Source organism: Virgibacillus tibetensis (assembly GCF_036026595.1).
GTDB classification, from domain to species: Bacteria; Bacillota; Bacilli; order Bacillales; family Amphibacillaceae; genus Virgibacillus_P; species Virgibacillus_P tibetensis.
In genome coordinates, this window is record NZ_JARZFX010000001.1 from 540,095 (window position 1) to 566,646 (window position 26,552).

Below are 26,552 nucleotides of genomic sequence, written 5' to 3' on the forward strand. Positions count from 1 at the left end.
AATAATGGATGAAAAGGAGGTCTCGTAGACGTATGCAAACTCCTGTTTCCACACAAGACAAAAAGAGTTTTATACAATGGTTTTTAAATCATTATCAGTTAAAAAAACGTGAGAGTGTCTGGATTTTAAACTATCTGGTAAATCATAATGAACTATTAGTTAACGTACATTTTGTAAGAGAAGCCAAGTTTTGTCCAAGAGGTATAATAATGACAAGTCATTGTTCTCTAGAGACACCATTTCGTTTTTATAAGAATCAATTGGTTACAACAGATGCAGAGAAATCATTTCACGATATACGATTAAACCATGATGAACCATTATATTTACAACTCAATTTTAAAAAATCGTATCAAAACTCATTCTATGCAACTGTATTAGAAGAGAACCCCTATCTGCCTGATGAGTATTTTATTACTAAGAAAGATCAGGAAATTGCTGAACAATTACTTGAAAGCTCTTTATATGAGTTTAAAAAGAAGGCACTGCTGTCAGAAATTGATTGCGCATTAGATCAGAGGGACCAAGCTGAATTCAGTAAATTAGTAGAACAACTTCTTAAACTAGAATCGAATAAATCTACTCAACCTAAATTGCTGAAGCAATAGGTTGATTTTTTTTGTGCAAATAGGATATGATTCAGATAATAATATAATATTATCCTAATTTTGATGGAGAATAGACTAGAAGGGCTGATTTAAGTATATGAAATGGAAAAGAGCTGACATTCAGCAATATATACAAGCTAAAGAATATATTGACACCGCACTAATTCCTTTGGTGCCTTTTCAATTATCCAACGAAACAGATTTAGAAAAAAACACTTTTCAAAGTGAAGTATTATCCGTTTTTTCAAATGAAATTGAAAAAGAATTAACCGGCAGAGTCTTGTTAACTCCTACATACAATTATATAAAATCAACATCAAAGGAATTAGAAACAGAAAGAATTAACGGTTGGGCTGAGGATATTCAGAAGCAGCCTTTCAAATTTGTTTTTTTTGTTACTTTTGATTCTACCTGGAAGAAAAATGAGCGTGAATTAAATGGAAACCTATTATGGTTGCCAGGTATACAATCAGGGGATTTACAAACGAAAGAGATGCATGCAGTCATTAGGGATCAAGTAACACAGATCAGTGAATTAATCAGATCCTACTGGTAATAAACATTTCAATAGCACAGAATTGTGTTATTTAATGAAACAAATTGTTAACAAATATTATTATTTATTGACCGGACAAACAGTTTGCGCTATCATGGTAATGTCCTAGTAATCTGATTAAAATGTATTTGTCCGTGATTAACTTAAAGAGGGGGGAAAATCATGAGCGAAAAGAAGCAGCAAGTATCCCGTAGACAATTTTTGAATTATACGCTTACTGGCGTAGGTGGATTCATGGCAGCTGGTATGCTAGTACCCATGTTACGAATGGCAGTTGACCCCGTATTGAAAGATACTGGTGCAGGTGATTTTGCAAATGTCAGTTTGGCCATCGAAGATATAACAACTGAGCCACAGCGTATTGATTGGAAGATTAACCAGGTAGATGGCTGGTATGAATCTGAAGTAAACAAATCAGCATGGGTGTTTAAAGACGAAAATGACGAGATTCAAGCCTTTTCCCCAGTATGTAAACACTTAGGTTGTGTTGTATCATGGGAAGGCAGTGAGCAGCATCCTAACGAGTTTTTCTGTCCATGTCATGATGGCCGCTATTATAAAGATGGTACAAACGTGCCAGGCACACCACCTTTAGCTCCATTAGATGTCTATGAGCAAGAAGTTAGAGATGGCATGTTATTCCTGGGTGATGCAAGACCAAAAGGGGAGGCGTAATTATTTATGTTACAGAAAATATATGATTGGATAGACGATCGTATAGATATTACGCCGATATGGCGCGATATCGCGGATCATGAAGTACCTGAACATGTTAATCCCGCCCACCATTTCTCAGCTTTTGTATATTGCTTTGGGGGTTTAACATTCTTTGTAGTTGTAATTCAAATTCTTTCTGGTATGTTCTTAACCATGTACTATGTGCCAGACATTGAAAATGCATGGAAGTCTGTTTACTACTTGCAGACGGAAGTAGCGCACGGTCAAATTGTACGCGGGATGCACCATTGGGGTGCCAGTGTAGTTATCGTAATGCTGTTATTACATACGTTGCGTGTCTTTTTCCAGGGGGCTTATAAAAAGCCACGTGAACTTAACTGGGTCGTGGGCGTGTTAATCTTCTTCGTTATGCTCGGACTAGGTTTCACTGGTTATTTATTACCGTGGGATAACAAAGCCTATTTCGCAACACAAGTTGGACTGGAGATTGCCGAACAAGTACCATTTATTGGTATGGAACTTAAAACATTATTAGCAGGGGATCCAGGTATCGTTGGTGCACAGACACTAACAAGATTCTTTGCAATACACGTGTTTTTCTTGCCGGCTGCATTATTCGGCCTGTTAGCAGCACACTTTATCTTAATTCGCAGACAAGGTATTTCTGGACCATTATAAAAAGGAGGGAAAGCTGTGCATAAGGGAAAAGGTATGAAGTTTGTCGGGGATTCACGAATCTCTGCTGAAAGGAAACCAAATATACCAAAAGATTATTCCGAATATCCTGGAAGAACAGAAGCTTTTTGGCCCAACTTTTTATTAAAAGAATGGTTGGTAGGTGCTGTATTTCTAGTTGGATTTCTTAGCTTAACTTTAGCTCATCCATCACCTCTTGAAGGTGTGGCTGATCCAACTGATGCAGCTTATATACCTTTACCAGATTGGTACTTCTTGTTCTTGTATGAATTATTGAAATATGAATTCGCGAGTGGGCCATGGACTATAATGGGTATTTTAGTATTACCTGGTCTTGCATTTGGTGCCCTGTTACTAGCTCCATTCCTGGACAATGGACCAGGACGCAGACCACATCAGAGACCTATAGCTGTTGGTATGATGTTGCTTGGTTTGACAGCTGTAATGTGGTTAACATACGAATCAGCTGCTCACGTTGACTGGGAAGCACGGGCGGAAGCAAATAAACCGATTCCAACCGCTGAAGTGGAAATTGATCAAGACCATTCAGGATATGCAGTATATGAAAACAGCTGTATGTCATGTCATGGAACCGATCTACAAGGTGGCGCAGCAGGGCCGGCCTTAATTGGAACGGAATATTCTGCTGAAGAGATTGCTACTATTGCAGTAGAAGGTATTGGCACAATGCCTGCCGATCAATTCCAGGGTACTGATGAAGAGTTAGAGCAATTAGTTGATTTTATCAACACAGTAAATGAAGAAGCTGAATAATAACATGAATATACACTATAAACACCTTTACCATTTATATTGGTGAAGGTGTTTTTCTTAATACCTACTATACACATATGCGCTGTTAAGAAAGGAAAAATTATAAAATGATTAGGTACATACTGCTTGATAAACGCTTTCTAATTGCTTTATTTTTAATAAATTTATTCGGAACCATCTATGGGTTTATGTGGTATGAGAGTCAACTAGCGATTACCCCTGATATCTTTCTGATTTTTGTTCCGGACAGCCCCACAGCTAGCCTGTTTTTCACCGTATTTTTATTGTTCTTTCTAGTCGGAAAAAACATACCATACATAGAAGCTCTGGCAATAATAACTTTATTTAAATATGGTGTGTGGGCTGTTGTCATGAATCTTTTAACATTAGTAATTGACGGTTCACTCAGCTGGCAGGGGTATATGTTGATGGCATCTCACGGGGCAATGGCGATTCAAGGATTACTTTATGCTCCATATTATAAAATAAAACTTAGACATATTGTTGTAGCCGCGATTTGGACATTACATAACGATGTTATAGACTATGTTTTTGAAATGATGCCAATTTACTCCTCTTTAACAAAACAAATGAATGAAATAGGTTATTTTACTTTTTGGTTGAGTATTATATCTATTTTTATTGCCTATAAATTAACTATAAAAAAAGAACTTACGTAAAGACTTATTGATCGCCGTTATATAATATAACCTTCCATCATACATTAATAATAGGTATATGTATGCGGGGTGATCTTTATGAGTAAGAAAGGTAAAGTATGTGTTGCATTACTCCTGTTAGGTGCAGCTTATCTGGGAATTAGATTTTTCCTTGGTTATGATGTGTTTAGCAGCATAGCAAGTTATGCTGCCTCCGATTCTTCCGTAACTAAAGAGGATAAGTCATCGCAAACATCGCTCTTGTGGATAGTGGCAACTGTAGGTGGGTGTATCGCCTTTACATTATCTTATGTTAGTTGGAGAAAATATAAAGGGGAAGAAAAAAAAAGATTAAAAAAAGATAAGTTAGTTGACTGAATTCTACTTTTTGACTAAAATTGACCTTAGTAAGATTATAATAATTTAATGGAGGAATGCAGTTTGTTTGGTGGACTCGGTGGATATTTAATATATATAGCTCTTTTGTTGATTGTACCTATGTGGGCACAGTCAAAAGTTAAAAGTACGTATAATAAATACTCAAAAAAAGCAACATCTTCCTATATGACAGGGGCACAGGTAGCCAGGAAAATATTAGATGACAACGGTATGCATGATGTACAAATTCAAGAAACTAAAGGAAAGCTGACGGATCACTATGATCCACGTAAAAAAGTAGTCAGGCTTTCAAGCGGTAATTTTCATGGACAGTCAATGGCTGCCTCGGCGATTGCAGCACATGAAGTAGGACATGCTATTCAGGATGCCCAGGAATATGCCTTTCTTAAATTCAGAAGTGCATTAGTACCAGTAGCTAGTTTTGGTTCAAATATATCTTTCTTCTTCATAATTGCTGGTTTAATCTTTACGATGCCAAACTTGTTGTTACTTGGAATTGTATTCATGTCAGCAGCAGTATTGTTTCAGGTAGTAACCTTACCTGTAGAATTTGATGCATCAAATAGAGCAATGGGACAACTTGTGTCATCAGGTGTAATACGAAATAATGAAGAGCGTGAAACTAAAAAAGTATTGAATGCTGCAGCTATGACCTATGTAGCAGCTACAGTAGTCGCAGTAGCTGAATTAGTCAGATTTATTTTAATTTATGCAGCAAGTAGAGACTAGAAGAATAGTATTTAAAGGGATGCCAGCATTGTATTGCTGGCATCCCTTTTTGTATCACTCATTTAATGGATTTTTATTTTCATCAAGTGTAAAACCTTCTCCTACCACATCATGTACCGTACTAACTGCAACAAAAGCATGTGGGTCAATGCTGTTAATTATATTTTTCAATCGGACAATCTCATTACGTGCTACTACACAATATAGCACGTCTCTTTTCTCTCCTGAGAAGCTCCCTCTGCCGTCAAGTACAGTAACGCCGCGATCCATGTCTTTTAAGATTTTTTCAGCTATTTCATCACTTCTGCTTGAAATAATAGTTGCTCCTTTTGCCGAATAAGCTCCTTCCTGAATGAAATCGATTACCCTCGCACCAATATACACGGCTACCAGTGTATACATTCCTTCTACCAGATCCAAAATAACAAAAACTGAAGTTACAATGACTACGAAATCAAACAAGAACATTGTTTTCCCCATGCTCCAGCCCGCATATTTGTGGACTAGCCTTGCAATAATGTCAACACCACCCGTAGTTCCACCGTATCGGAAAATGATACCCAGTCCCACACCGATGAAAACACCTGCAAAGAGAGCTGCCAGCGTCATATCTGACTGCAGATAAGTTGGAAATGGCTTGATTTGAAAAATAATCAAAAATATAGATACAGCAACTGTTCCGATAATTGTATAAAGAAATGTATTACGACCAAGAAATTTCCAACCAATAAAGAAAACAGGTATATTTAACAGGATATTAGTTATTGCTGGATCCCATCCCCATAAAAAATAAAAAAGCAGTGTAATGCCGGTAAACCCGCCTTCACCTAAGTTATTTTGCATGTTAAAATGTACAATTCCAAAAGAAAAAACAGCTGAACCCAATACGATAAAGATAATATTTTTAAACTTTAAACCAAGCACTAGTATTAAACCTCCCGCTTTATTGTTATCCCATGTGTAATCGAATTACGTTGATCAATTTAAGAACAGAATTTTTTTACACTTATAAAGTATAATCATTATAGCAACTTAACAAAATAATCTTTCTTGTATTCAGAGTAAATAATTTGTCAAAATAGCGCCTATTAGCTAACATGATAGTAATATAAAAAAGTAAAGGGGCTTTTTAATTATTAATAAACCTATATATACCACAAATCAAATACAAAAACGAGTACATGACTATATTTCACAATACAAAGAAGGCTACTTTTCGCCATTAAGTCTAATGGCCAGATTAACCGAGGAGGTTGGGGAGCTTGCTCGAGAGGTTAATCACTATCATGGAGAAAAGCCTAAGAAAGCGACTGAAGAAGTTAAAACAGTTGAAGAAGAGCTTGGAGACATATTGTTCGTTCTCTCCTGCTTTGCTAATTCATTGGATATTGACCTTTCCGAATCATTTGATATAGCAATTAACAAAATTGAGACGAGAGATAAAGAACGTTGGACACGTAAAGAATAAAAACAGAAGCGATTTTAATTGCATTAGGAGGCATAACAAGAATGAGTGTTAACGTAATTATTGCTGGACCACGTGGTAAAATGGGATTCGAAGCTATACAAATGGTGATGAATGAGCCCCGTTTTCAATTAGTAGCTTGTATAGATCGGAAAAACAATGGAAAACAACTAAAAGATATTCCTGGGTTCCCGAATTTGGAGACACCCATTTATCAGGATCTTGAGGAATGCTTTCATGATGTGAAAGCGGATGTTTTTGTTGACTTAACTGTTCCTGACTTCGCTTATGAACATACGAAGGCTGCTATGCATTATGACATTCGACCAGTAATAGGTACAACAGGATTTACCGAAGAACAACTTGAAGAGCTGCATAATCTAGCAAGTGATAAGAAAATTGGATGTATCATAGCACCTAACTTCGCTATTGGGGCGATTCTGATGATGAAGTTTTCTCAAATGGCTGCTAAATACTTTCCTGATGTCGATATTATTGAAAAACACCATGATAATAAGTTAGATGCGCCATCCGGGTCCGCAATTAAAACAGCAGAACTAATCAGGGAGACAAGAAAACCGAAACATCAGGGTCATCCAGATGAAAAAGAAGTTATACCAGGAGCACGCGGTGCAGATGTGGATGGAATGAAGATTCACAGTATCCGATTACCGGGCCTCGTTGCACATCAGGAGGTTATTTTTGGAGCTTCCGGCCAAACGCTGTCAATTAAACATGATTCTATTAATCGGGAGTCATTTATGGAGGGTATTAAACTTTCAATAGAAGCAGTTATTGAATTGGACGGACTTGTATATGGATTAGAAAACATTTTGTAAGGGGGGATCCTATGAATATTGCATTAATTGCACATGATAAAAAAAAGCAGGATATTATAGAATTTAGCATTGCATACTCGGATGTATTAAAACAACATAACCTATTTGCAACAGGTACTACAGGGAAAATGATAACCGAAGCAACTGAGCTCCCTGTTCAGTTATTTCTATCCGGCCCGCTTGGTGGTGATCAGCAAATAGGTGCTAAAATTGCTGAAAATGAAATGGACATGGTAATTTTTATTAGAGACCCATTAACTGCGCAACCACATGAACCTGATGTTAATGCTTTAATGCGCTTGTGTGACGTGCATCACATACCTCTTGCAACTAACGTGGCTGCCTCTGAAATCTTTATACGCGGATTAGACCGTGGAGATCTTCATTGGAGAGATGTTGTGAAACGAAAAAAGCAAGAGGAACTTAACAAATGAAGAAAATAGGTATTACATGCTATCCCACAGTTGGAGGATCAGGCGTAATTGCTACAGAACTGGGGATGCTTTTAGCAGAACGCGGTCATGAAATCCATTTCATAACATCAAGCCTTCCATTTCGTTTAAATCAAATTCATCCAAAAGTGTTCTATCACGAAGTGGAATTAACCCATTACCCAGTGTTTCAGTATCCTCCTTACGACCTTGCATTAGCAACAAAAATGGCCGAGGTAATAGACCGGGAGGAGCTGGATATACTTCATGTGCACTACGCAATGCCCCATGCAATTTGCGCCATATTAGCCAGGGATATAGCACAACATAATGTGAAAATTGTTACCACACTCCATGGTACGGACATTACTGTGTTGGGATTTGACCCTACTTTTAAAAAAATGATTAGATATGGAATAGAAAAGTCTGATGCAGTCACTGCAGTTTCCAACAGTTTAGTTAATCAGACAATTGAAATGCTGGAAGTAAATAAAGAGATCTCCGTTATTTACAATTTTGTAAATGAAAAAGAATATTATAAAAAGGAACTTCCATCTATTAAAAAACAGTACGGTATTAAACCAGATGAAAAAGTGGTTATTCACATATCTAACTTCCGTAAAGTGAAACGAATAGAAGATATAATTTATACATTTTATAAAGTAAGTAAAAGAGTACGAAGCAAACTCATCTTAATAGGTGACGGACCAGAGTTTTCTGCTGCTTTTCAATTAGTCAAACAGTTAAAATTGGAGAGCAATGTTTTATTTTTAGGTAAACAAAAAAATATAAGTGATTTATTATCCATATCCGACTTAAAATTACTGCTGTCCGAAAAAGAAAGCTTTGGATTAGTCTTATTGGAAGCTATGGCGTGTCAGGTGCCATGTATTGGCACAAATGTAGGTGGAGTTCCTGAAGTGATTAATCATGGTGAGACAGGCTTTATTGTTGAATTAGGAGATACAGAGAGTGCAGCAGAATACGCTATTCAATTATTGCAAAATGAAGAAGAATTAGAAAGGCTTTCACAAAACGCGCTGCACCACGCGAAAAAGTATTTTCACTCAAAGGAAATAGTTAACCAATATATAACATTATATGATAATGTAGTAGATAACTTTAACGAAAATGGTGATTAGTATGTTGCCAGAACCATTTCAGACAGCTACAGCAATATTAAGGGAAATCGAACAACACCACCATCAAGCTTTCTTTGTTGGTGGGTGTGTTCGTGATTTTTTACTTAAACGTCCCATTGGTGATATTGATATAGCAACTTCGGCTACCCCTGATTTAATTCAGCGTATCTTTGAAAAAGTAATCCCGGTCGGTATTGAACATGGTACGGTTGTGGTACGTTATAAAAAGGAATCTTATGAGGTAACTACTTTTCGAATAGACGGAACCTATTCAGATAGTCGTCATCCAGACCATGTAGAATTTATTGACCAACTTGATAAAGACCTGGAAAGAAGAGATTTTACTATTAACGCATTAGCGATGGATAAGAGTGGTGCTATAATTGACTTATTTGCTTCAAGGGCAGACCTGCAACATAAACTTATCCGCACAGTAGGAAATGGATTTGACCGATTTACAGAAGATCCTTTACGAATCATACGTGCATTACGTTTTTCCAGTGAGTTAGGGTTTCAGATCGATAAAGAAACCTTATTTTATATGAAAAAGGTAAAAGAAGCTATTAATAATCTGGCAGTGGAGCGTATTACTACGGAGTTAGGCAAATTTTTTGCTGGTAAGTATGTAAACAATGGTATTACTTATTTAAAAGATACGGAGGCATACAAGCATATTCCCGTATTTACGAAATATCCGCAAATTATAAGTCTCCTGCCAACACATCTGAAACCGCTGTATTCACTTGGTGAAGTACTTGCGTTATTGCATCTGCTAGAACCCACTGTGACAGTAAAGGAATGGGTGAAAGAGTGGAAATGTTCCAATCAAATAAAACAGGAGGCATTACAATTAGTTGAAGCCTGCAATCATTATAAGTCAAACGGAATAAATGATTGGTTAGTTTATCAATTATCTCCTGCTTACTATCAAGGATTTATCCGTTTAATTAACACGCTTTTTCTCAAAAAGCAGGTTTCTCTGCAGGAATTGATAAGCAGGATGAATAATTTACCTATTACATCCAGAACAGATATCGTAATAAAGGGAAATGACCTTATTGACTTATACCCACATGCCAAGAGAGGACCTTGGCTTCAGCAGACAATAACCAGTATTGAAAAGGAAATAGTAGCAGGTAATTTAAAAAACGATAACTATAACATAAAGGAGTGGATAAAATGCAATCCACCCGAAATAAATTAATTGAATTGTTAGCAGCGAATAAAGATACGTATATTTCCGGACAAGTTATGTCAGACCAGTTAAATATTTCACGAAGTGCTATTTGGAAACACATGAAGGAACTGAAAAAGGATGGATACCAAATAGAAGGGAAATCCAATAAAGGCTATCGCATACTGAAATTTCCAGATAAACTTAGTGAAAATACAATACAGTGGGGCCTTAACTCAAACTGGATAGGTAAAACGATCATACATAAACAAACGACACCATCGACGCAAATTATCGCACATCAGGCAGCTCAGGAAGGTGCGGCTCATGGAACGGTTATTATCGCAGACGAGCAGACACAGGGCAAGGGAAGAATGAACCGGGAGTGGCACTCAACTAAAAATAAAGGAATTTGGATAAGTATCATTCTAAGGCCTGCTATCCTGCCTTACCTGGCACCACAATTGACTTTACTGGCTGCTACCGTATTAGCAGATGTGTTAAATACACATGCTGGCTTAAGGCCTCTAATTAAATGGCCAAACGACATATTGCTGAACGGAAAAAAGACCGCCGGTATATTAACGGAGATGCAGGCAGAACAAGATCAGATACAGTATGTGGTAATTGGGATCGGTCTCAATGTCAATCATGAAAAGGCTGATTTACCAGAAGACATCCGCTCGAAAGCTACTTCGTTAAAAATAGAAACGAATAACACGTTAGCCATTAAAGAAATTATTCAATCAATTTTATTAACATTTGAAGATACCTATGACACCTATATTCAAGGTGGCTTTCCGAAAATAAAAAAGAAATGGGAAGGCTATGGCTTTAAGGTTGGTGAAGAAATAGCAATCAAGACATTACGTAAGCGATGGAAAGCAACATTTATAGGAATTGCGGAAGACGGAGCATTAGTGACAAAGGCCGAAGATGAAGAACCGAAAAAATTATATTCTGCGGAAATTGAATGGTTCAAGGAAGGAGATAACAATAATGTTGACTAGATTAGACCTACATAAAATGAAACAAAATAATGATAAAATAACAATGATTACTGCTTATGATTATCCGTCTGCAAAATCAGCAGAGGCTGCTGGCATTGAAATGATATTAGTGGGTGATTCCCTCGGTATGGTTGTATTGGGGTATTCCTCTACAGTTCAAGTTACGCTTGAAGATATGATTCACCACGGAAGAGCTGTTAAGCGAGGTGCACCAAATACATTTACTGTCATAGATATGCCTTTTATGTCTTACCATGTATCACTTGAAGAGTCTTTAACTAATGCTCGTGAAATTTTCCAAAAGACGGATGCACAAGCATTGAAGGTGGAGGGAGCCACAGAAGAAACGTTACACCTTATTAGACGTTTATCAGATGCAGGAATACCAGTTGTTGCTCATTTGGGTTTAACTCCTCAAACGGTAAATGTACTAGGTGGTTATAAGGTCCAAGGGAAAGACAAAGTTGCCGCCGAGAAACTGCTTAAGGAAGCTAAACAAGTTGCTGAGTGTGGAGCAATTTCAGTAGTACTCGAGTGTGTTCCAAAAGAACTGGCAGAAATTATTACAAATCATATAGCAATCCCAACAATCGGGATTGGCGCCGGTATAAATTGTGATGGTCAGGTTTTGGTTTATCATGATATATTGGAATATGGTGTTGATCGTCTACCTAAGTTTGTTAAATCCTATGCAAATATTAATGAGACAAGTGTAGCAGCAATAAAAGCATATATATCAGAAGTGAAAGAGGAATTATTTCCACTGGACAAACATTCATTTATTAGTAAAGATAAAGAAATCTTACCAAACTTAAAGTAGGGATTATAATGGAAGTTATTTATTCAATAGAATTAATGCAACAAAAATCAGATGAATGGGTCCGAAAAAACAAACGTATAGGTTTTGTAGCTACGATGGGTTTTTTTCATGAAGGGCATACCCACTTAATGAAAGAGGCAAGACAGCAGAATGATATTGTTATAACGAGTATCTTTGTTAACCCATTGCAATTTGGTCCACATGAGGATTATGATCGCTACCCGAGAGATGAAAGGCATGACACACTACTTGCGGAACAAGCCGGGGTTGACATCTTATTTTTACCTGATGTCGAAGAGATGTATCCGAGACCAATGCAGGTATCTATGTCAATAACAGACCGGGTTAATGTTTTATGCGGAAAATCACGACCTGGTCATTTTGATGGAGTGATAACTGTACTCACAAAATTATTTAATATGACAAGGCCAAATAGAGTATACTTTGGCATGAAAGATGCACAGCAAGTTGCAGTCGTAGATGCATTGATTAGAAATTTAAATTTCCCAATAGAATTAATAGGTCTGCCGACCATTAGGGAGGTTGATGGGCTGGCTAAAAGCAGTCGAAATGTCTTTTTGAGCTCTGTTGAACGAGATGAGGCAATCTGGATATTTAAATCTCTAAAAGAAGCACGGCAATTAGTTGTTGACGGAGAAAAAAATCCTGCTATTATTGTTAAAGAGGTTGCCGATACGATCACTAGGAGAACAAGTGGAAAGATAGATTATGTCGAATTGTTAAGCTATCCTCATTTAACACCTGTATCAGTCATAGAACAGCAGGTTATAGTAGCTGTTGCCGTCCAGTTCGAACATACAAGACTAATCGATAACCTTCTATTTGATGCGAGTGGTAAGTTAATCGAAGGTATAAAATAGGGGGAAGCCATATGTACCGCACAATGATGAAAGCGAAAATTCATCGTGCCCGAGTAACAGAAGCCAATTTAAATTATGTTGGAAGTGTAACTATAGATGAGTCCATACTAGAAAAGGTTGACATATTACCTCACGAAAAAGTGCAAATTGTTAATAATAATAATGGCGCTCGACTGGAAACATATGTGATTCCTGGAGAAAAGGGTTCAGGAGTAGTATGTCTGAATGGAGCAGCCGCAAGACTTGTACAAGAAGGTGACACAGTAATTATCGTCTCCTATGCACTAGTTTCTAATGAAGAGTTAGCATCCTTTAAACCAAAAGTTGCCATCATGAATGAGCATAACGAAATTGAGCAGCTTATTGAACAAGAACCTCCATTAACGGTGATGTAGGCACTTATAAAAGATGTAAAACTCTTATCTAAATAAAAGATAAGAGTTTTATTAATACTATAGAATACCTGGAGAACGGTTTTGAAAAGGAGGTGGTAGTATGGATAAATATGTCGTAATCGATCTGGAAACGACTGGTCATTCTGCACTTAAAGATGATAAAATTATTGAAGTTGGAATGGTTGTAATTGAAAACAATAAAATAATTGATAATTATTCAACCTTACTTAATCCTAATAAAAAGATTCCGCCTTTTATATCTAATTTGACTGGCATTTATAATAAAGATGTGATGGATGCTCCTACTTTTCAAGAAAAGGCAGGAGAAATTGTTGATATGTTTGATAACAGCTACTTAATTGCTCATAATGTACCCTTTGATTTGGGCTTCATAAATGCTGAACTGGCTAATAATGGCTTCGATATATTGACAAATTCTGTTTTGGACACGGTAGAACTTGCACGTATATTATATCCTAAAGCTCCCAGCTATAAATTAGGTCAATTAGCAGAATACCTTGGCATATACCATGATGATCCACACCGGGCATTATCAGACGCAGTGGTAACCGGAAAGCTATTTTTAAAACTTAAAGAAAAGTTAGCATCGTTGCCTTATGAAACCATTAGCCATTTACTAAACATAGAGAAAATGTTGAAGTCTGATCTATATGAACTACTACACAACAGACAAGAAGAACTTGCTTTCTCTGCCGTAGAAAATTCTGCAATAGAAGTATACAGAGGTCTTGCTTTTAAACACATAAAAGAAGCGGAGACAAATCGTAATTCGTTGGAAGTATCTTACGGGGAATATCTTGATCGTATTTTTGAGGTAAATGGCACAATGCACCGGAAAATGCGTAATTATGAAAAGAGAACGGGACAGCGCGAAATGTCTGAAATAATATTTGATTCATTTCAAATACATAAGCATGCCTTAATAGAGGCTGAAACAGGGACAGGTAAGTCGCTTGCTTATTTGATCCCAGCTATATATGAGGCAGTCAAAACAGGGCAGAGACTAGTTATTAGCACCTATACTACACAGCTGCAAGCCCAGCTTTTAGAAGAAGAGATACCTTTAATAAGAAATTTAGTTGAATTCCCGTTTGAAGTCGCTTTACTTAAAGGGAAAAGTCACTATATCAGTCTTGAAAAATTCGAAAGAGAACTAGTATCTCACCAACACGATAATTATGATATTACACTCACGAAAGCTATGATATTGGTATGGTTAACGGAAACAGATACAGGTGATATTGATGAAATTCAGCTACCTTCAAGCGGATACTTTTATTACAAAAAGATATCCACGGATACGGAAGGAAATGTGGATCCGCATTCGCCATGGTTTACTAGGTCTTATTATCAGAAAGCACGAAAAAGAGCACAGCAGGCTGACATAATTATAACGAATCACGCTCTACTTTGTACTGATATGTTTAATGAATATCAACTGCTTCCAGGATATGATAAAGTTATTATTGATGAAGCACATCATTTGGAGGAAACTGCATCAAGACATTATGGTTTAAAACTAGACTACATAAATATGCAGTATACCCTTAACCAGATTGGTACTACCGACGAGATAAAGTCGTTGGGAAGGATATTGGGAAAGTATTCTTCTTTTGATCAGGATAAGTTGCCTCTTGAAGAGTGGAACAATGTATTAGTTAAAGTGAAATACGAAATTGATGATTTGTTTCGTATGTTGTCACAGTACGTGATTGATCAAAACAAGAAAAGTAAATCCTTGAGTGACATTGGAAGAACACAATATCGATTTGAAAATAAAAAAGAGAATTCGGCCAAATGGAACACAATTAATGAAATGGCGACACGTTTAATTTTCTATTTGAAAGATTTAATTCACATACTTGTTATAATGGAACAGCATCTGGAAAAGAAAGAAGTGCTTGAAAAGTTTGATAAAGATGATTTGAGAGGCCACATTCAAATTCTTCAAACATTTATAGACAGTATGGAACAACTATTCTTAGAAGAAGATTCACTTTCAAAAGTTAAATGGATTGAAGTAGAAACTCAGGGAGCTAAGAACGCAGTCTATCTATACAGTGAACCAACGGATATTTCCACCTTATTAGCCAGTGACTTTTTTGAAAAAAAACAAACTGTCATTCTAACGAGTGCGACACTAACAATGAAGAATTCTTTTTCTTTCATACAAAATAGACTCGGGCTTACATCAGACCGGTTAATCACAAAAAAAATCGACTCACCATTCTCATATAAGGACCAAGTACAACTGCTGATACCGGATGACTTTCCAGATATTAAATATGGAAATATGGATGAATTCATATACGCAACCTGTGAGGCCATATTATCATTGGCGGAGATTACTGAGGGCCGAATGCTTGTCTTATTTACTTCTTATGACATGCTTAGAAAATCATATAACTTATTGAGAGAAACACTGGATATATCAACGTATATATTAATAGCACAAGGAATCTCCAGTGGTAGTAGAACCAGATTGAAGAAAAACTTTCAAACGTTTGATCAAGCCATCTTACTTGGAACAAGTTCTTTTTGGGAAGGTGTAGATATCCCGGGTGATGACTTATCTTGCTTAATGATTGTACGCCTTCCATTCCAGCCACCGGATCATCCAATATATGAAGCTAAATCAAATTATATTAAAGAAAATGGGAAAAACCCATTTATGGAATTATCACTACCAAATGCGGTAATCAGGTTTAAGCAGGGCTTCGGAAGACTAATCCGCTCAACAAATGACCGGGGAATTGTTTTTATATGTGACGCGCGAATTATAAAATCCCGCTATGGTAATTACTTTACCAAGTCCATACCAGATGTACCGATAAATACAGCTTCAACAAATGAACTGATGAAAATAGCAAAAAACTGGTTTTGAGATGGAATCCCGCTAAGTACCCAATTAGTCGAATAGCAAAAAAACTACTGATGCATCTCATTATGCATCAGTAGTAAAGGATGGTAGGGAATGAAGTATTTGTTGAATTAAATAAATGTAAAACAAATTTTGACCTACGTCCGTTATCCTTTATACTATAGGTATGTTTTACTTTACTTAAGTCAGCTATAGTATCTGCATTCTGCAGGCACACTATAAGTAGCAAATTTTGATAAAACAAGAAGTATTTTATCTGGAGGGAAAAAGATGAATAACAAAATAAAAGCCTTATCAACGGTTAAGCTCCACTATTCATCAAAACTTTACAAAACAACTGCTATGCTGAACCGAGGAATTAAAAAGAAAAATATAACACGTAGTCTGGAAGTTGAAAATTGTGAAGTATTTGCGCTATACAGGATTTAACTGGTTTAAATGGAGCTTGTTGATAATTTCACTTATTGCGATAGTATGTTTTATAGCTGGTATTTTTTTATATCTTGACTTAAAGGAAAGTAAATATGCAGGACAGGATCAAACTGCTGAACAGATCTTACGTGCTACATCCATTACTGAAATTGATAAGATAGAACAATTTAATGGTGCTGAAGCATATCATGTTATTTTTGGTAAAAATGATAAAAATGAAGAAAAAATAATTTTTTACCCATTAGAGGGAAATGAAAAGAATCTAACGACTATTGATCAATCGGAAATCGTAACAGAGCAATCAGTACTTCAGCAAATACAACAAGCTTGTACTAATTGCGAATTGATAAAAATTCTTCCTGCCCTTGTAAATGATGAGGTATTATGGGAAATTACGTATATAGATAATTCAAGCCGTTACGTAATGGAATATGTATCCATTTATGATGGTTCACAATATGAACAATATCGTTTTAGAAGGATGTTCAAATAGAAAGGTGATTGGAAAATGGATTTAGCGAAAAGAGTAAAAACACTAACACCTTCGTCAACTTTGGCGATCACAGCAAAAGCGAAAGAACTTAAGCAACAAGGACATGATGTTATTGGTTTAGGTGTAGGTGAACCCGACTTTAATACACCCGACTACATTATTCAAGCCGCCAGTAAAGCAATGAGCAAAGGGATGACTAAGTATACACCTGCTGGCGGAATCGTCGAGTTGAAACAGGCGATTGCAACCAAACTGCTGGAGGATAATGAACTTCAATATACTAATGAACAATTAATCATTACAACTGGTGCTAAACATGCTTTATATACGTTGTTTCAAGTCCTTATAAATGAGGGAGACGAAGTAATTGTTCCAGCACCCTATTGGGTCAGCTACCCGGAACAAATTAAATTGGCAGGTGGGGAACCTGTTATTGTGAATGCTCAGGAGAAGAATGAATTTAAAATAACGCCGAGTGAACTGGAAAAAGCAATTACTGCCAAGACGAAAGCTGTCATTATTAATTCTCCAAGTAATCCAACTGGAATGATGTACAGTAAAGAGGATTTAATGAAGCTTGGAGAAACCTGCTTGAAACATGATGTGCTGATTATCTCCGACGAAATTTATGAGAAACTAATTTATTCATCTGATAACCATATCTCTATTGCACAGCTATCTTCCGAACTAAAAGAACAAACAATAGTAATAAATGGTGTATCAAAGTCTCATGCTATGACAGGGTGGAGAATCGGGTATGCTGCAGGGTCAAAAGAGATAATAAGTGCTATGACTAATCTTGCTTCTCATTCAACGTCCAATCCTACTTCAATAGCACAATATGCAGCATTGGCTGCGTATGAAGGCCCACAAGAACCTTTGGAAGAAATGAAGCGTGTATTTGCGGAAAGACTGGATCTATTGCATGGCTTAATTGATGATATACCTGGAGTTACATGTATTAAACCTAAGGGAGCTTTTTATCTATTCCCAAATGTAAAAGAAGCAGCGGATAAGAATGGTTATTCCAAAGTGGATGATTGGGTGGCAGCTTTATTGGACAAAGAAAAGGTAGCACTTGTTCCCGGTTCTGCTTTTGGTTCGCCTGATAATGTCCGTTTATCCTATGCAACCTCAGCCGATGTATTAGAAGAGGCTGCTAAACGAATTAAACGTTTTATAATGACTCATCAATCTTAGTTTTTTGGAGGTAATATTTTTGAAAACAACTATTTCACAAGCACCACAACATAGCGAACAAACAGTTACAATCGGTGCATGGTTAGCAAATAAACGATCAAGTGGTAAAATTGCATTCTTACAATTGCGGGATGGAACAGGTTTCATGCAAGGTGTGGTCGCAAAAAGTGATGTAAGCGAAGAAACATTTCAACTGGCAAAAAACATGACACAAGAATCATCTATGTACATAACAGGAAAAATCGTGGAAGATACACGATCTTCATTTGGTTATGAATTGCAAGTAAGTAATATTGAATTAATCCATGAATCAGTAAACTATCCAATCACACCGAAGGAACACGGAACTGAATTCCTAATGGATCACCGCCATCTTTGGCTGCGTTCTAAGAGACAGCATGCTGTTATGAAGATACGTAATGAAATTATCCGTGCTACCTATCAGTTTTTCAATGATGGCGGGTATGTGAAGATTGATCCTCCAATATTAACAGGCGCTTCTGCAGAAGGTACAACAGAATTATTTCATACGAAATACTTTGATGAAGAGGCGTACTTGTCGCAAAGTGGACAATTATATATGGAAGCAGCAGCCATGGCATTTGGAAAGGTATTTTCATTCGGACCAACATTTCGTGCAGAAAAGTCTAAAACAAGAAGACATTTAATAGAATTTTGGATGATAGAACCGGAAATGGCTTTTGTTGATCATGATGAGAGCTTGCAAATTCAAGAGCAATATGTAAGTTTTATTGCACAGTCAGTATTAACTAATTGCAAATTGGAGCTGGAAGTTTTAGAACGTGATACAAGTAAATTAGAAAAAATTAAAGCACCGTTCCCCAGAATATCATACGATGATGCAATCGAACTGTTAAAAGAAAAAGGCTTTAGTGATATTAAGTGGGGAGAAGATTTCGGCTCACCACATGAAACAGCGATCGCTGAACACTTTGATATGCCTATTTTCATTACCAATTATCCGGCTGAAATCAAAGCATTCTATATGAAACCCCATCCAACCCGATCTGATGTTGTTTTGTGTGCTGACCTTATTGCACCAGAAGGCTATGGGGAGATCATAGGAGGTTCTCAGCGTATTGATGACCTGCAACTAATGCAAGAGCGTTATGAGCAACATGGGCTAACAGGACAAGCTTACAAATGGTATTTAGAGCTCAGTCAATACGGCAGCGTGCCTCATTCTGGTTTTGGATTGGGTCTAGAGAGAACCGTTGCCTGGTTATCTGGTGTCGACCACGTTAGAGAAACTATTCCTTTCCCAAGATTGTTAAATCGTCTATATCCATAAGTTATTCTTAGTCTTTCTAATTTAAAATCCCTTGCCCTTTAAGAGCAAGGGATTTTATAATCTTGTCTATTATTTTCATGCTATACTAAGAATGATGAGGTGATATTTTGACAAAATCTGTTCCAATACAACAAATAGTATTAAACCAATTACCTGTTCCGATTCGGCTACTTACTTCGTATAAGTCATTAGGGTTAAATGAGAAAGAAGTGATGCTTCTCTTGCAGATTCACCGATTTTTACATGAGAAAAATGATTTTCCGACTCCTTTTGAATTAGCTGAACATTTGACATTTGATGAAAAGGAATGTGCGGATATGCTGCGGAAACTAATTCAAAGAAGTTTCTTAGCAATTGAACAACATGAAAATGAACAGAATAAAAGAAGTGAAGCTTATAGTTTGGATCCTCTTTGGCTACAATTATACTCAAATGAAAAACCACAGCAGGATAACACGGAAGGAACTATATTTATATTATTTGAACAGGAATTCGGCAGACCATTATCTCCTTTTGAAATTGAGACAATTAACGCCTGGTTAGATGAGGACGAGATAGCACCCGCATTAATAAAAGCGGGATTAAGGGAATCTGTGTTAATGGGGAAATTAAACTTTAAATATATTGATCGAATCCTTAGAGAATGGAAGAAAAAAGGTATTCATTCAGTTGAACAAGCCAGAGAGGCAAGTAAGAATTTCCATAATAAACAGCCTGTGAAGCAAACCGACACAAAAAAGAGAGATACCTCGTTTTATTATAACTGGTTGGAAGGGGAAGACTAAGTTATGCTGAATAAGTCTGAAGTAAGATTCTGCCTGGATGAGATGACCAAAATGTTTCCACATGCTGAATGTGAGCTAAATCATAAAAACCCATTTGAATTAGTAATTGCTGTTCTGTTGTCAGCCCAATGTACAGATGTATTAGTTAATAAAGTAACAAAGGAATTATTTGCTAAATATAAAACACCTGATGATTATTTGGCTGTTTCACTGGAAGAACTGCAACAGGATATAAGGTCAATCGGTCTTTATAGAAATAAAGCCAAAAACATTCGCAAACTTTGCCAAGTACTGCTGAGTGATTACAATGGCGAGGTACCAAGTAGTAAATCAGAACTAGTCAAGTTGGCAGGAGTGGGAAGGAAAACTGCAAACGTGGTTGCCTCAGTGGCTTTCAAAGAACCTGCGATTGCGGTGGATACACATGTGGAACGTGTATCCAAACGCTTAGGCATATGCAGATGGAAAGACTCTGTTTTAGAAGTGGAAGAAACGTTAATGCGCAAAGTACCTAGAGAAGAATGGACAGAAACCCATCACCGCTTGATTTTTTTTGGAAGGTATCATTGTAAGGCGAGAAACCCAAATTGTCCCGAATGTCCACTGTTAGAGATCTGCAGGGAAGGGAAGAAGCGAATGAAAAAGGAAATTAGTTTATAATAGAAATAGAGGTAAACTTCGAGTGAAGTTTACCTCTATTTTTTTCGGGTAAGGGCAATAGAACAACTTGAACTACCGCCTAATTATTACTCTGAATTATTCTCATTTTCTTCCTCGTCCTCTTCTTCTTCTTCTTCTTCTTCGTCCTCTTCACCGTTTTCGTCGTCATCATTACCGTTACTTTCTTCTGGTACAGTCACCTCTGTACTTTGCGGGTCACCTCTTACTCCGCTATTAGCACCATTTTGGCCTATTGGCGTTACCGTAATAGTATACTTTTGCCCGGGAGAAGCATTGGATATTTCAATGCCATTAGATTGTACGGTTTCTGTTTGACCATTAACGGATACTTCAAACGTTGCTGGTGGGCCATTATAATTCCAGGAAACGTCAATAAGCCCGGCTGAGTCATTATAGTTTGCACTCAATCCACTTACTGAAGGAATATTACCCTCATTTTCTTCATCCTCTTCTTCGTCTTCATCTTCTTCTGGAATACGTACAGTTGTTGTTCTTGGCTCACTCTTCATATTATTATCGTTACTTACCGCTATGACTTGAATTTCGTATTCTGCACCAATTTCAACTTCAGAAATTTCCAAAGAGTTATCAGAAGTTGATGACAGACTTTGCATCTGACCACCATTCACACTTGCACTTACTTCAAATGATACATCTTCATCTGAATCATAATCCCATTCAATATGAACCGAATTGGAATCTTCATCATATTTAGCTTTCAGACCACTGACAGGATCAAGTTCATCAAACTTTTCAGATGTTTTAGCTGGTTCAGTACCTTTTACAAATAACTCGGTTACAATCTCAGAAGATGGGGTATAATCGCTAGGTAATCTAGCCGGGTTAGACCCTTTCTCAACACCAACTTCTACAACTGAATCAGGTTTGATGAAATCAGCAGTCTCGATTCCTTTTGATATTTCTTCCATCGTATTCTTAAATAGTGCATGTGGAATTCTTGTATGACCATCTGGAATTGCTGCTCTTTTTCCATCGTCGTTAGTATAACCACCAGTCCAAATGGAAATAGTATAGTTGGTTGTATAGCCACTGAACCAGGAGTCAGGACTACCGGATTCGTCTTCTAAACTTGTTGTTCCTGTTTTACCTGCTACTTGTAATCCTGGAACGTTTGCTGGGGTTCCAGTACCATCAGTAACAACGGTTTTAAGCATATCTGTAATCATATAAGCAGTATAATCAGACATAGCTGCTTCCGGTTCTGGTTTTAAGTCAACTGTTTTTCCATCTGGAAATTCTATCATGGTTACAGCATAAGGTTCATTATATATTCCTTCATTACCAAATGCACGATAGGCTCCAGCCAATTGAAGGGGGGTAACGTTTGTTTTGGACCCACCAATTGCGTCTCGTATTGTTATTTGGTCATCTGCAAAGTTAATACCAAGTCCTTCAGCAAATGACTTAGCCTCTGCATAACCTGTTTCATCTAGTGTTTTAACTGCTGGAACGTTTAAAGATTGATTCATCGCATGCCGTGCACTCATCCAGCCACCATATGCTCTGTTCCAGTTTCTGATTGGACTGGACCCACCAACTTCGTATGGCTTATCATCATTGATTTGGTGGTAAGTGGACATTTTCTTATGCTCTATTGCTGGTCCATATGAAAGAATCGGTTTAAATGTAGACCCTGGCTGTTGTCCACCTTGGATAGCATAGTTGTATTCACGAATTTGATTGCTGTTCCTTCTTCCACCGATAGCACGTATTGCACCATTTTTGGTGTCTAATACAACCATTCCTGCCTGCATTTCATCATCCGGGTAAGGAATAGGGTTCGCTTCACTATCAGTCAGTAAGTATTCTACATGATCCTGAACACTTGTATCTATTGTAGTATGAATCTTCAATCCATCTGAATAAATATCTGCACCTTCAACTTTTTCGCTAACTTCATCTTCTACTTGCTTTAGAAAAGCTTCATATGGTGTTGGTTGCGGTCTGGTGTCTGTCAGAAGGGAGGTAATATCAACATTTCTTGCTTCGTCAGCCTCTTCCTGAGATATCTTTCCGTGTCTAACCATTAATGTTAACACCGTATTCATTCGCTTTTCTGTTAAATCAGGGTTCTCAAAAGGGTTATATGCTGTTGGCCTTTGTGGCAAACCTGCTAAAATAGCGGCTTCCGGCAACGTGAGATCATTCAAATCTTTTTTTCCAAAGTAAGTTTCTGATGCTTTGGCCACACCATAAGCGTGACTTCCATAAAAGATTTTATTTAAATACATTTCCAATATTTGTTCTTTAGTATATTCTCTTTCCAGTTTTAAAGAAAGCCACTGTTCCTGGACTTTTAAACTTATTTTCTTTTCTGATGAAAGAAAGGCATTTTCAACAACTTGCTGTGTAATTGTACTTGCACCTTCTGAGCCGAATCCTCGAGTAACATTAGCAACAATTGCACCGCCAATCCTTCTCATATCAATACCGGAATGTTCAAAGAATCGTGAATCCTCAGTTGCAATGACCGCATCCACTAATACTTGAGGTAATTCATCATATTCTGCTTTGGTACGTTTTTCAGTTCCTAAAACACCATACACTTCGCCGTCCTTATCAAGTAGCTCTGATGGGAAAGGATCAGTAAGTTTAGCAGCATCTATCTCTGGAGCAGTTGCAATCCAGTAAGCTGCTACTGTACCCACACCGATACCTAAGGCCAGAAATACGATAAGCACTATTAATAATATCTTTTTCCATATAGGCTTTTTGGTTGATTTTTTTTGTTTTCTTCTTGCTGTACGACTCTGGCTATTATCCGCCATAGCTCCATTCCTCCGTCTCTAAAAATAAAGCTTATCTATGATAGCTAAATAATCAATTCTTGCTTGATACTGAAAAGGGATGCTATATCCACTTTCTTTGATGACATTGTAGGGGATTGATTTTTTGCCACCCTTTTGTTTGTCGTTCCAATAAGAAAAAAGTTTCTCGGCTGGCATAAAAAAAGTTTCGTTATAAGCTGCAAACCGAATAATTAAAAAACAAATACCGCCATGTTTTATAACTGATTCCATATGCTTAATTTGATGATCATGAATATTGGCTAGTGGAAATAACGTCTTGTTTTTGGTTTCTTTTGCTTCAAAATCAATATGCCTACCACGATAAACACCGTTATAATCAGTAGTTGAAGCCTGTTTGAAGTAGGCTTCTGTAATTACAGCAGCACTCCTTTTTGGGTAATTTACTTTCACAATTTGAACAGGGGTAGGTTTCTTATGAACAATGGCTTTATCTAAATCTAAATAATATTTATTTGTTGTATTTATATCTTCCTCTAAAGTCATTCCTCGATTGCTGAATGCATCTGCCGTTTCAGTCATTCCTTGTTTTACTAAAACTTTTTTTGCTCCATTAGGATAATTCATCTGCTGTACCTCCTTGCATATTACAGTATCATATCAGAAATGGGTTGACTTGATAACCATAACAGCATAAATCTCCGTATAAATGCAGAAGTTAAACAAAGACAATCAGGAAGGTGGGTTACCCATGCGTCATGAACTTAAGAAACAACCCAACTATGTACATTATATAACAAATCTAACAAGAACGCATAATGTGGATAACATTAGTCGTACGAAAGCTTACCAAAACTTTTATATTCAGTACCCAGAAGTTAAGTGGGCACTTGTTGCCAGCATTGTCTCAAGAAATGCCGGTTGGAACATGACAGATTTGCACTTATCTCCATTTCAAAAAATACTCAGTAATATAGAGCGTGAACGTTTGTTTATGACATACGAACGTGCAAACTGGTTGATATTTTCCGATGCTTACCCTCAACTCCTTGTCTATAAGCTTTCTTGTTCCATAAGAAAACCAATGTTTCATTTGTTAAAAGCATTTGATGTATCAAATTATATGATTCAAGAATGGTATCGCTTTTGGAGAAGTAACGATAAAGATAACCTGATGACTGCCCTCATAATAAATGAACAAAATGTAATTCAAAAACCAGTTATCACTCAGTCCTTTTTTAAAAAGCATGTATTTCAAAAGTTACCATACCTTTTACAGGATTACTTACTAATGAACGCCGTGATCATACCAACATCCTCTGCTAATTTATACGGTACCTATGTCCATGATTTTACAAACATAACAAACCGGATTATGTTAGGGAAACTCATTGCCTCACTCATTTTTTCACCTGAACTATATTATAGATCATTAGACTTTGCTTTAGCAGTAGAACATACAGGTTCTCGTAGTGATTATGAACAGTACACAAACAGGACTTTTCCAAACAGTCCCATGTTAAGAGTACTCTATCCTGTAATTAACCATCAGGATAAAGTACGTAATGATTGGTACAAGTCGGGGGGCATAAGACGCATATGGTTACAAAAACATACGATAAACGTCGAGAATTATGCTATAGAAAAATCTTTCTATCAAAAACGGAATATGTTATATGCATATTATTATATCAGGAATATATTTTCGTAATTAAACCAAAGAAGGATTCGTCAGCGACAAATCCTTCTCTTAAGTCCAACTATTAGACGGAAGGGCGATTCGGGCCATCCAACTTTTTGTCACCTGTTTTTAACGATTTTGACTTTATTGTTTCTGTTTTCTTCTGATTTTTCTTTTTGTTCTTCATTACGAATAACCTCCTTTCATTAATTAGTCTGTCTAATTTAACCGAAATGATAAGTAATTCCATTTGTTTTGTAACCTTTTTTCTAGTTTTGTCGAACAGGAAGGAGAGTCCATGGAGGCTGGAGAATACTTAGTTTAGATAATAAAAATTAATAAAGTGAGGGTGATGTTCATGTCTTTAGCAGTAAAAATAATAAACAGCAATACAAGTGGTATGGATAAAAGAACAGTTGAAGCTACATTTCAAAGAATGTCTGATCAAATACGCTGGATTGATCAAAAATTAACAACAAAAATAGATAATGAAGTATGGCATCATTTTCAAAAACAGCAAGAGGAAATTATTTCCACTAGATTTAAAATTAATAAGTTAAAAATATAGAGTAGAAAATAAGTGCTAAAGCATCTTAAAAGTGTTAAAGTAAGTAGTAGAATTATGAATTTAAAAAGGTGGAATAATTACACCATGGAGCTAATAAAACAAACCGAACAATTAAAAATCCATCTCATTTATTTCAAAGATCAATATGAGAACAGTGATCCTCCTCAAAACAGAAAAGACAGAGATTTTTTCTTGAAAGTTAAGAAGGAAACTGATCCTGTATATGAACTTATCCATGAATGGGAAAAGGCAGCATTAAAAGAAGTGAAAGAAAGAAATGTAACTGTACATCCACACCAAATTACATCCACTAGAGAAAATATGGAGCTGCTCCTAATGCACAGCTATTATATTGACGTAAAACGAAAACGTTTTATGGAGCTGAATAACTCTATAAGCTATATTTATGACCAATTAATAAGAGAACTAAAACCGTCATCTCAATAAAATGCTTGGTTACAACTGACACACCTA

At 36.7% G+C, this 26,552-nt stretch carries 31 protein-coding genes; 27 read left to right on the plus strand and 4 right to left on the minus strand.

Going from position 1 to position 26,552, the window contains the following annotated elements; genetic code table 11:
- Positions 1–32: 32 nt before the first annotated feature.
- The 8 genes from QGM71_RS03045 (at position 33) to QGM71_RS03080 (ending at position 5,099) form a co-directional block, all read left to right on the plus strand.
- On the plus strand, positions 33–608 hold the full coding sequence (locus QGM71_RS03045; protein WP_327606034.1) for a ReoY family proteolytic degradation factor: 576 nt from the start codon (positions 33–35) through the stop codon (positions 606–608).
- 97 nt (positions 609–705) lie between these two features.
- Positions 706–1,164 carry a YpiF family protein gene (locus tag QGM71_RS03050; protein WP_327606035.1) on the plus strand — a complete coding sequence of 153 codons (459 nt, stop codon included), beginning with the start codon at positions 706–708 and terminating at the stop codon, positions 1,162–1,164.
- 162 nt (positions 1,165–1,326) lie between these two features.
- Positions 1,327–1,839: a QcrA and Rieske domain-containing protein gene (locus tag QGM71_RS03055; protein ID WP_327606036.1), complete on the plus strand. Its 513-nt coding sequence runs from the start codon at positions 1,327–1,329 to the stop codon at positions 1,837–1,839.
- 6 nt (positions 1,840–1,845) lie between these two features.
- Positions 1,846–2,520, plus strand: a complete 675-nt coding sequence (gene qcrB, locus QGM71_RS03060; protein WP_327606037.1) for a menaquinol-cytochrome c reductase cytochrome b subunit — start codon at positions 1,846–1,848, stop codon at positions 2,518–2,520.
- Between the two features lie 15 nt (positions 2,521–2,535).
- Positions 2,536–3,312, plus strand: a complete 777-nt coding sequence (locus QGM71_RS03065; protein ID WP_327606038.1) for a menaquinol-cytochrome c reductase cytochrome b/c subunit — start codon at positions 2,536–2,538, stop codon at positions 3,310–3,312.
- 107 nt (positions 3,313–3,419) lie between these two features.
- Complete coding sequence (gene lhaT, locus QGM71_RS03070; protein ID WP_327606039.1) at positions 3,420–3,992, plus strand: lipoprotein heptaprenylglyceryl N-acetyltransferase LhaT; 573 nt, start codon at positions 3,420–3,422, stop codon at positions 3,990–3,992.
- 78 nt (positions 3,993–4,070) lie between these two features.
- Positions 4,071–4,349 (plus strand): sporulation protein YpjB, encoded by a 279-nt coding sequence (locus QGM71_RS03075; protein ID WP_327606040.1) that lies wholly within the window; start codon positions 4,071–4,073, stop codon positions 4,347–4,349.
- 48 nt (positions 4,350–4,397) lie between these two features.
- Positions 4,398–5,099 (plus strand): zinc metallopeptidase, encoded by a 702-nt coding sequence (locus QGM71_RS03080; RefSeq protein WP_327606041.1) that lies wholly within the window; start codon positions 4,398–4,400, stop codon positions 5,097–5,099.
- A gap of 54 nt (positions 5,100–5,153) precedes the next feature.
- Here QGM71_RS03080 and QGM71_RS03085 read toward each other — a convergent pair whose 3' ends face one another.
- Entirely contained in the window at positions 5,154–6,023 is an 870-nt protein-coding gene (locus QGM71_RS03085; protein WP_327606042.1) for a YitT family protein, read from the minus strand.
- Between the two features lie 208 nt (positions 6,024–6,231).
- Between QGM71_RS03085 and QGM71_RS03090 the strand changes: the two genes are divergently transcribed.
- The 16 genes from QGM71_RS03090 to nth all read left to right on the plus strand — a co-directional run bounded on the left by QGM71_RS03090 (position 6,232) and on the right by nth (position 21,040).
- Positions 6,232–6,567 (plus strand): nucleotide pyrophosphohydrolase, encoded by a 336-nt coding sequence (locus QGM71_RS03090; RefSeq protein WP_327606399.1) that lies wholly within the window; start codon positions 6,232–6,234, stop codon positions 6,565–6,567.
- Positions 6,568–6,608: 41 nt separating this feature from the next.
- Positions 6,609–7,403, plus strand: coding sequence for a 4-hydroxy-tetrahydrodipicolinate reductase (dapB, locus tag QGM71_RS03095; RefSeq protein WP_327606043.1), 795 nt, complete (start codon positions 6,609–6,611; stop codon positions 7,401–7,403).
- An 11-nt stretch (positions 7,404–7,414) separates the two neighbouring features.
- Positions 7,415–7,837 carry a methylglyoxal synthase gene (gene mgsA / locus QGM71_RS03100; protein WP_327606044.1) on the plus strand — a complete coding sequence of 141 codons (423 nt, stop codon included), beginning with the start codon at positions 7,415–7,417 and terminating at the stop codon, positions 7,835–7,837.
- Complete coding sequence (bshA, locus tag QGM71_RS03105) at positions 7,834–8,976, plus strand: N-acetyl-alpha-D-glucosaminyl L-malate synthase BshA (protein ID WP_327606045.1); 1,143 nt, start codon at positions 7,834–7,836, stop codon at positions 8,974–8,976. The genes mgsA and bshA overlap by 4 nt, the downstream gene beginning before the upstream one ends.
- 1 nt (position 8,977) lies before the next feature.
- The gene (locus tag QGM71_RS03110; RefSeq protein WP_327606046.1) at positions 8,978–10,180 is read left to right on the plus strand and encodes a CCA tRNA nucleotidyltransferase; all 1,203 of its coding nucleotides are present in this window, start codon (positions 8,978–8,980) and stop codon (positions 10,178–10,180) included.
- Positions 10,156–11,160 (plus strand): biotin--[acetyl-CoA-carboxylase] ligase, encoded by a 1,005-nt coding sequence (locus QGM71_RS03115; RefSeq protein WP_327606047.1) that lies wholly within the window; start codon positions 10,156–10,158, stop codon positions 11,158–11,160. The genes QGM71_RS03110 and QGM71_RS03115 overlap by 25 nt, the downstream gene beginning before the upstream one ends.
- A complete protein-coding gene (panB, locus tag QGM71_RS03120; protein WP_327606048.1) occupies positions 11,150–11,980 on the plus strand; it encodes a 3-methyl-2-oxobutanoate hydroxymethyltransferase in 831 nt (276 codons plus the stop codon). The genes QGM71_RS03115 and panB overlap by 11 nt, the downstream gene beginning before the upstream one ends.
- 8 nt (positions 11,981–11,988) lie before the next feature.
- Positions 11,989–12,861, plus strand: a complete 873-nt coding sequence (gene panC / locus QGM71_RS03125) for a pantoate--beta-alanine ligase (protein ID WP_327606049.1) — start codon at positions 11,989–11,991, stop codon at positions 12,859–12,861.
- 11 nt (positions 12,862–12,872) lie between these two features.
- Positions 12,873–13,256 carry an aspartate 1-decarboxylase gene (gene panD / locus QGM71_RS03130; protein ID WP_327606050.1) on the plus strand — a complete coding sequence of 128 codons (384 nt, stop codon included), beginning with the start codon at positions 12,873–12,875 and terminating at the stop codon, positions 13,254–13,256.
- 100 nt (positions 13,257–13,356) lie between these two features.
- Positions 13,357–16,161: an ATP-dependent DNA helicase DinG gene (gene dinG / locus QGM71_RS03135; protein WP_327606051.1), complete on the plus strand. Its 2,805-nt coding sequence runs from the start codon at positions 13,357–13,359 to the stop codon at positions 16,159–16,161.
- Between the two features lie 267 nt (positions 16,162–16,428).
- Entirely contained in the window at positions 16,429–16,587 is a 159-nt protein-coding gene (locus QGM71_RS03140) for a hypothetical protein (protein WP_327606052.1), read from the plus strand.
- Positions 16,559–17,083: a cell wall elongation regulator TseB-like domain-containing protein gene (locus QGM71_RS03145; protein WP_327606053.1), complete on the plus strand. Its 525-nt coding sequence runs from the start codon at positions 16,559–16,561 to the stop codon at positions 17,081–17,083. The genes QGM71_RS03140 and QGM71_RS03145 overlap by 29 nt, the downstream gene beginning before the upstream one ends.
- Before the next feature lie 15 nt (positions 17,084–17,098).
- Positions 17,099–18,283, plus strand: a complete 1,185-nt coding sequence (locus tag QGM71_RS03150) for a pyridoxal phosphate-dependent aminotransferase (protein WP_327606054.1) — start codon at positions 17,099–17,101, stop codon at positions 18,281–18,283.
- A gap of 19 nt (positions 18,284–18,302) precedes the next feature.
- The gene (gene asnS, locus QGM71_RS03155; RefSeq protein ID WP_327606055.1) at positions 18,303–19,595 is read left to right on the plus strand and encodes an asparagine--tRNA ligase; all 1,293 of its coding nucleotides are present in this window, start codon (positions 18,303–18,305) and stop codon (positions 19,593–19,595) included.
- A gap of 107 nt (positions 19,596–19,702) precedes the next feature.
- A complete protein-coding gene (locus tag QGM71_RS03160) occupies positions 19,703–20,380 on the plus strand; it encodes a DnaD domain-containing protein (protein ID WP_327606056.1) in 678 nt (225 codons plus the stop codon).
- Positions 20,381–20,383: 3 nt separating this feature from the next.
- Entirely contained in the window at positions 20,384–21,040 is a 657-nt protein-coding gene (gene nth / locus QGM71_RS03165; protein ID WP_327606057.1) for an endonuclease III, read from the plus strand.
- A gap of 86 nt (positions 21,041–21,126) precedes the next feature.
- Here nth and QGM71_RS03170 read toward each other — a convergent pair whose 3' ends face one another.
- Both QGM71_RS03170 and recU read right to left on the minus strand, forming a co-directional pair.
- A complete protein-coding gene (locus QGM71_RS03170) occupies positions 21,127–23,850 on the minus strand; it encodes a PBP1A family penicillin-binding protein (RefSeq protein WP_327606058.1) in 2,724 nt (907 codons plus the stop codon).
- An 18-nt stretch (positions 23,851–23,868) separates the two neighbouring features.
- On the minus strand, positions 23,869–24,456 hold the full coding sequence (recU, locus tag QGM71_RS03175) for a Holliday junction resolvase RecU (RefSeq protein WP_327606059.1): 588 nt from the start codon (positions 24,454–24,456) through the stop codon (positions 23,869–23,871).
- A 124-nt stretch (positions 24,457–24,580) separates the two neighbouring features.
- On the opposite strand from recU, the gene QGM71_RS03180 reads away from it, so the two are divergent.
- Positions 24,581–25,540 (plus strand): DUF2515 family protein, encoded by a 960-nt coding sequence (locus QGM71_RS03180; protein ID WP_327606060.1) that lies wholly within the window; start codon positions 24,581–24,583, stop codon positions 25,538–25,540.
- Between the two features lie 52 nt (positions 25,541–25,592).
- Here QGM71_RS03180 and QGM71_RS03185 read toward each other — a convergent pair whose 3' ends face one another.
- Complete coding sequence (locus tag QGM71_RS03185) at positions 25,593–25,697, minus strand: spore protein (protein WP_327606061.1); 105 nt, start codon at positions 25,695–25,697, stop codon at positions 25,593–25,595.
- A gap of 171 nt (positions 25,698–25,868) precedes the next feature.
- On the opposite strand from QGM71_RS03185, the gene QGM71_RS03190 reads away from it, so the two are divergent.
- Both QGM71_RS03190 and QGM71_RS03195 read left to right on the plus strand, forming a co-directional pair.
- The gene (locus QGM71_RS03190) at positions 25,869–26,078 is read left to right on the plus strand and encodes a hypothetical protein (RefSeq protein WP_327606062.1); all 210 of its coding nucleotides are present in this window, start codon (positions 25,869–25,871) and stop codon (positions 26,076–26,078) included.
- Between the two features lie 84 nt (positions 26,079–26,162).
- Positions 26,163–26,525 carry a DUF1798 family protein gene (locus QGM71_RS03195; protein ID WP_327606063.1) on the plus strand — a complete coding sequence of 121 codons (363 nt, stop codon included), beginning with the start codon at positions 26,163–26,165 and terminating at the stop codon, positions 26,523–26,525.
- Positions 26,526–26,552: the final 27 nt, after the last annotated feature.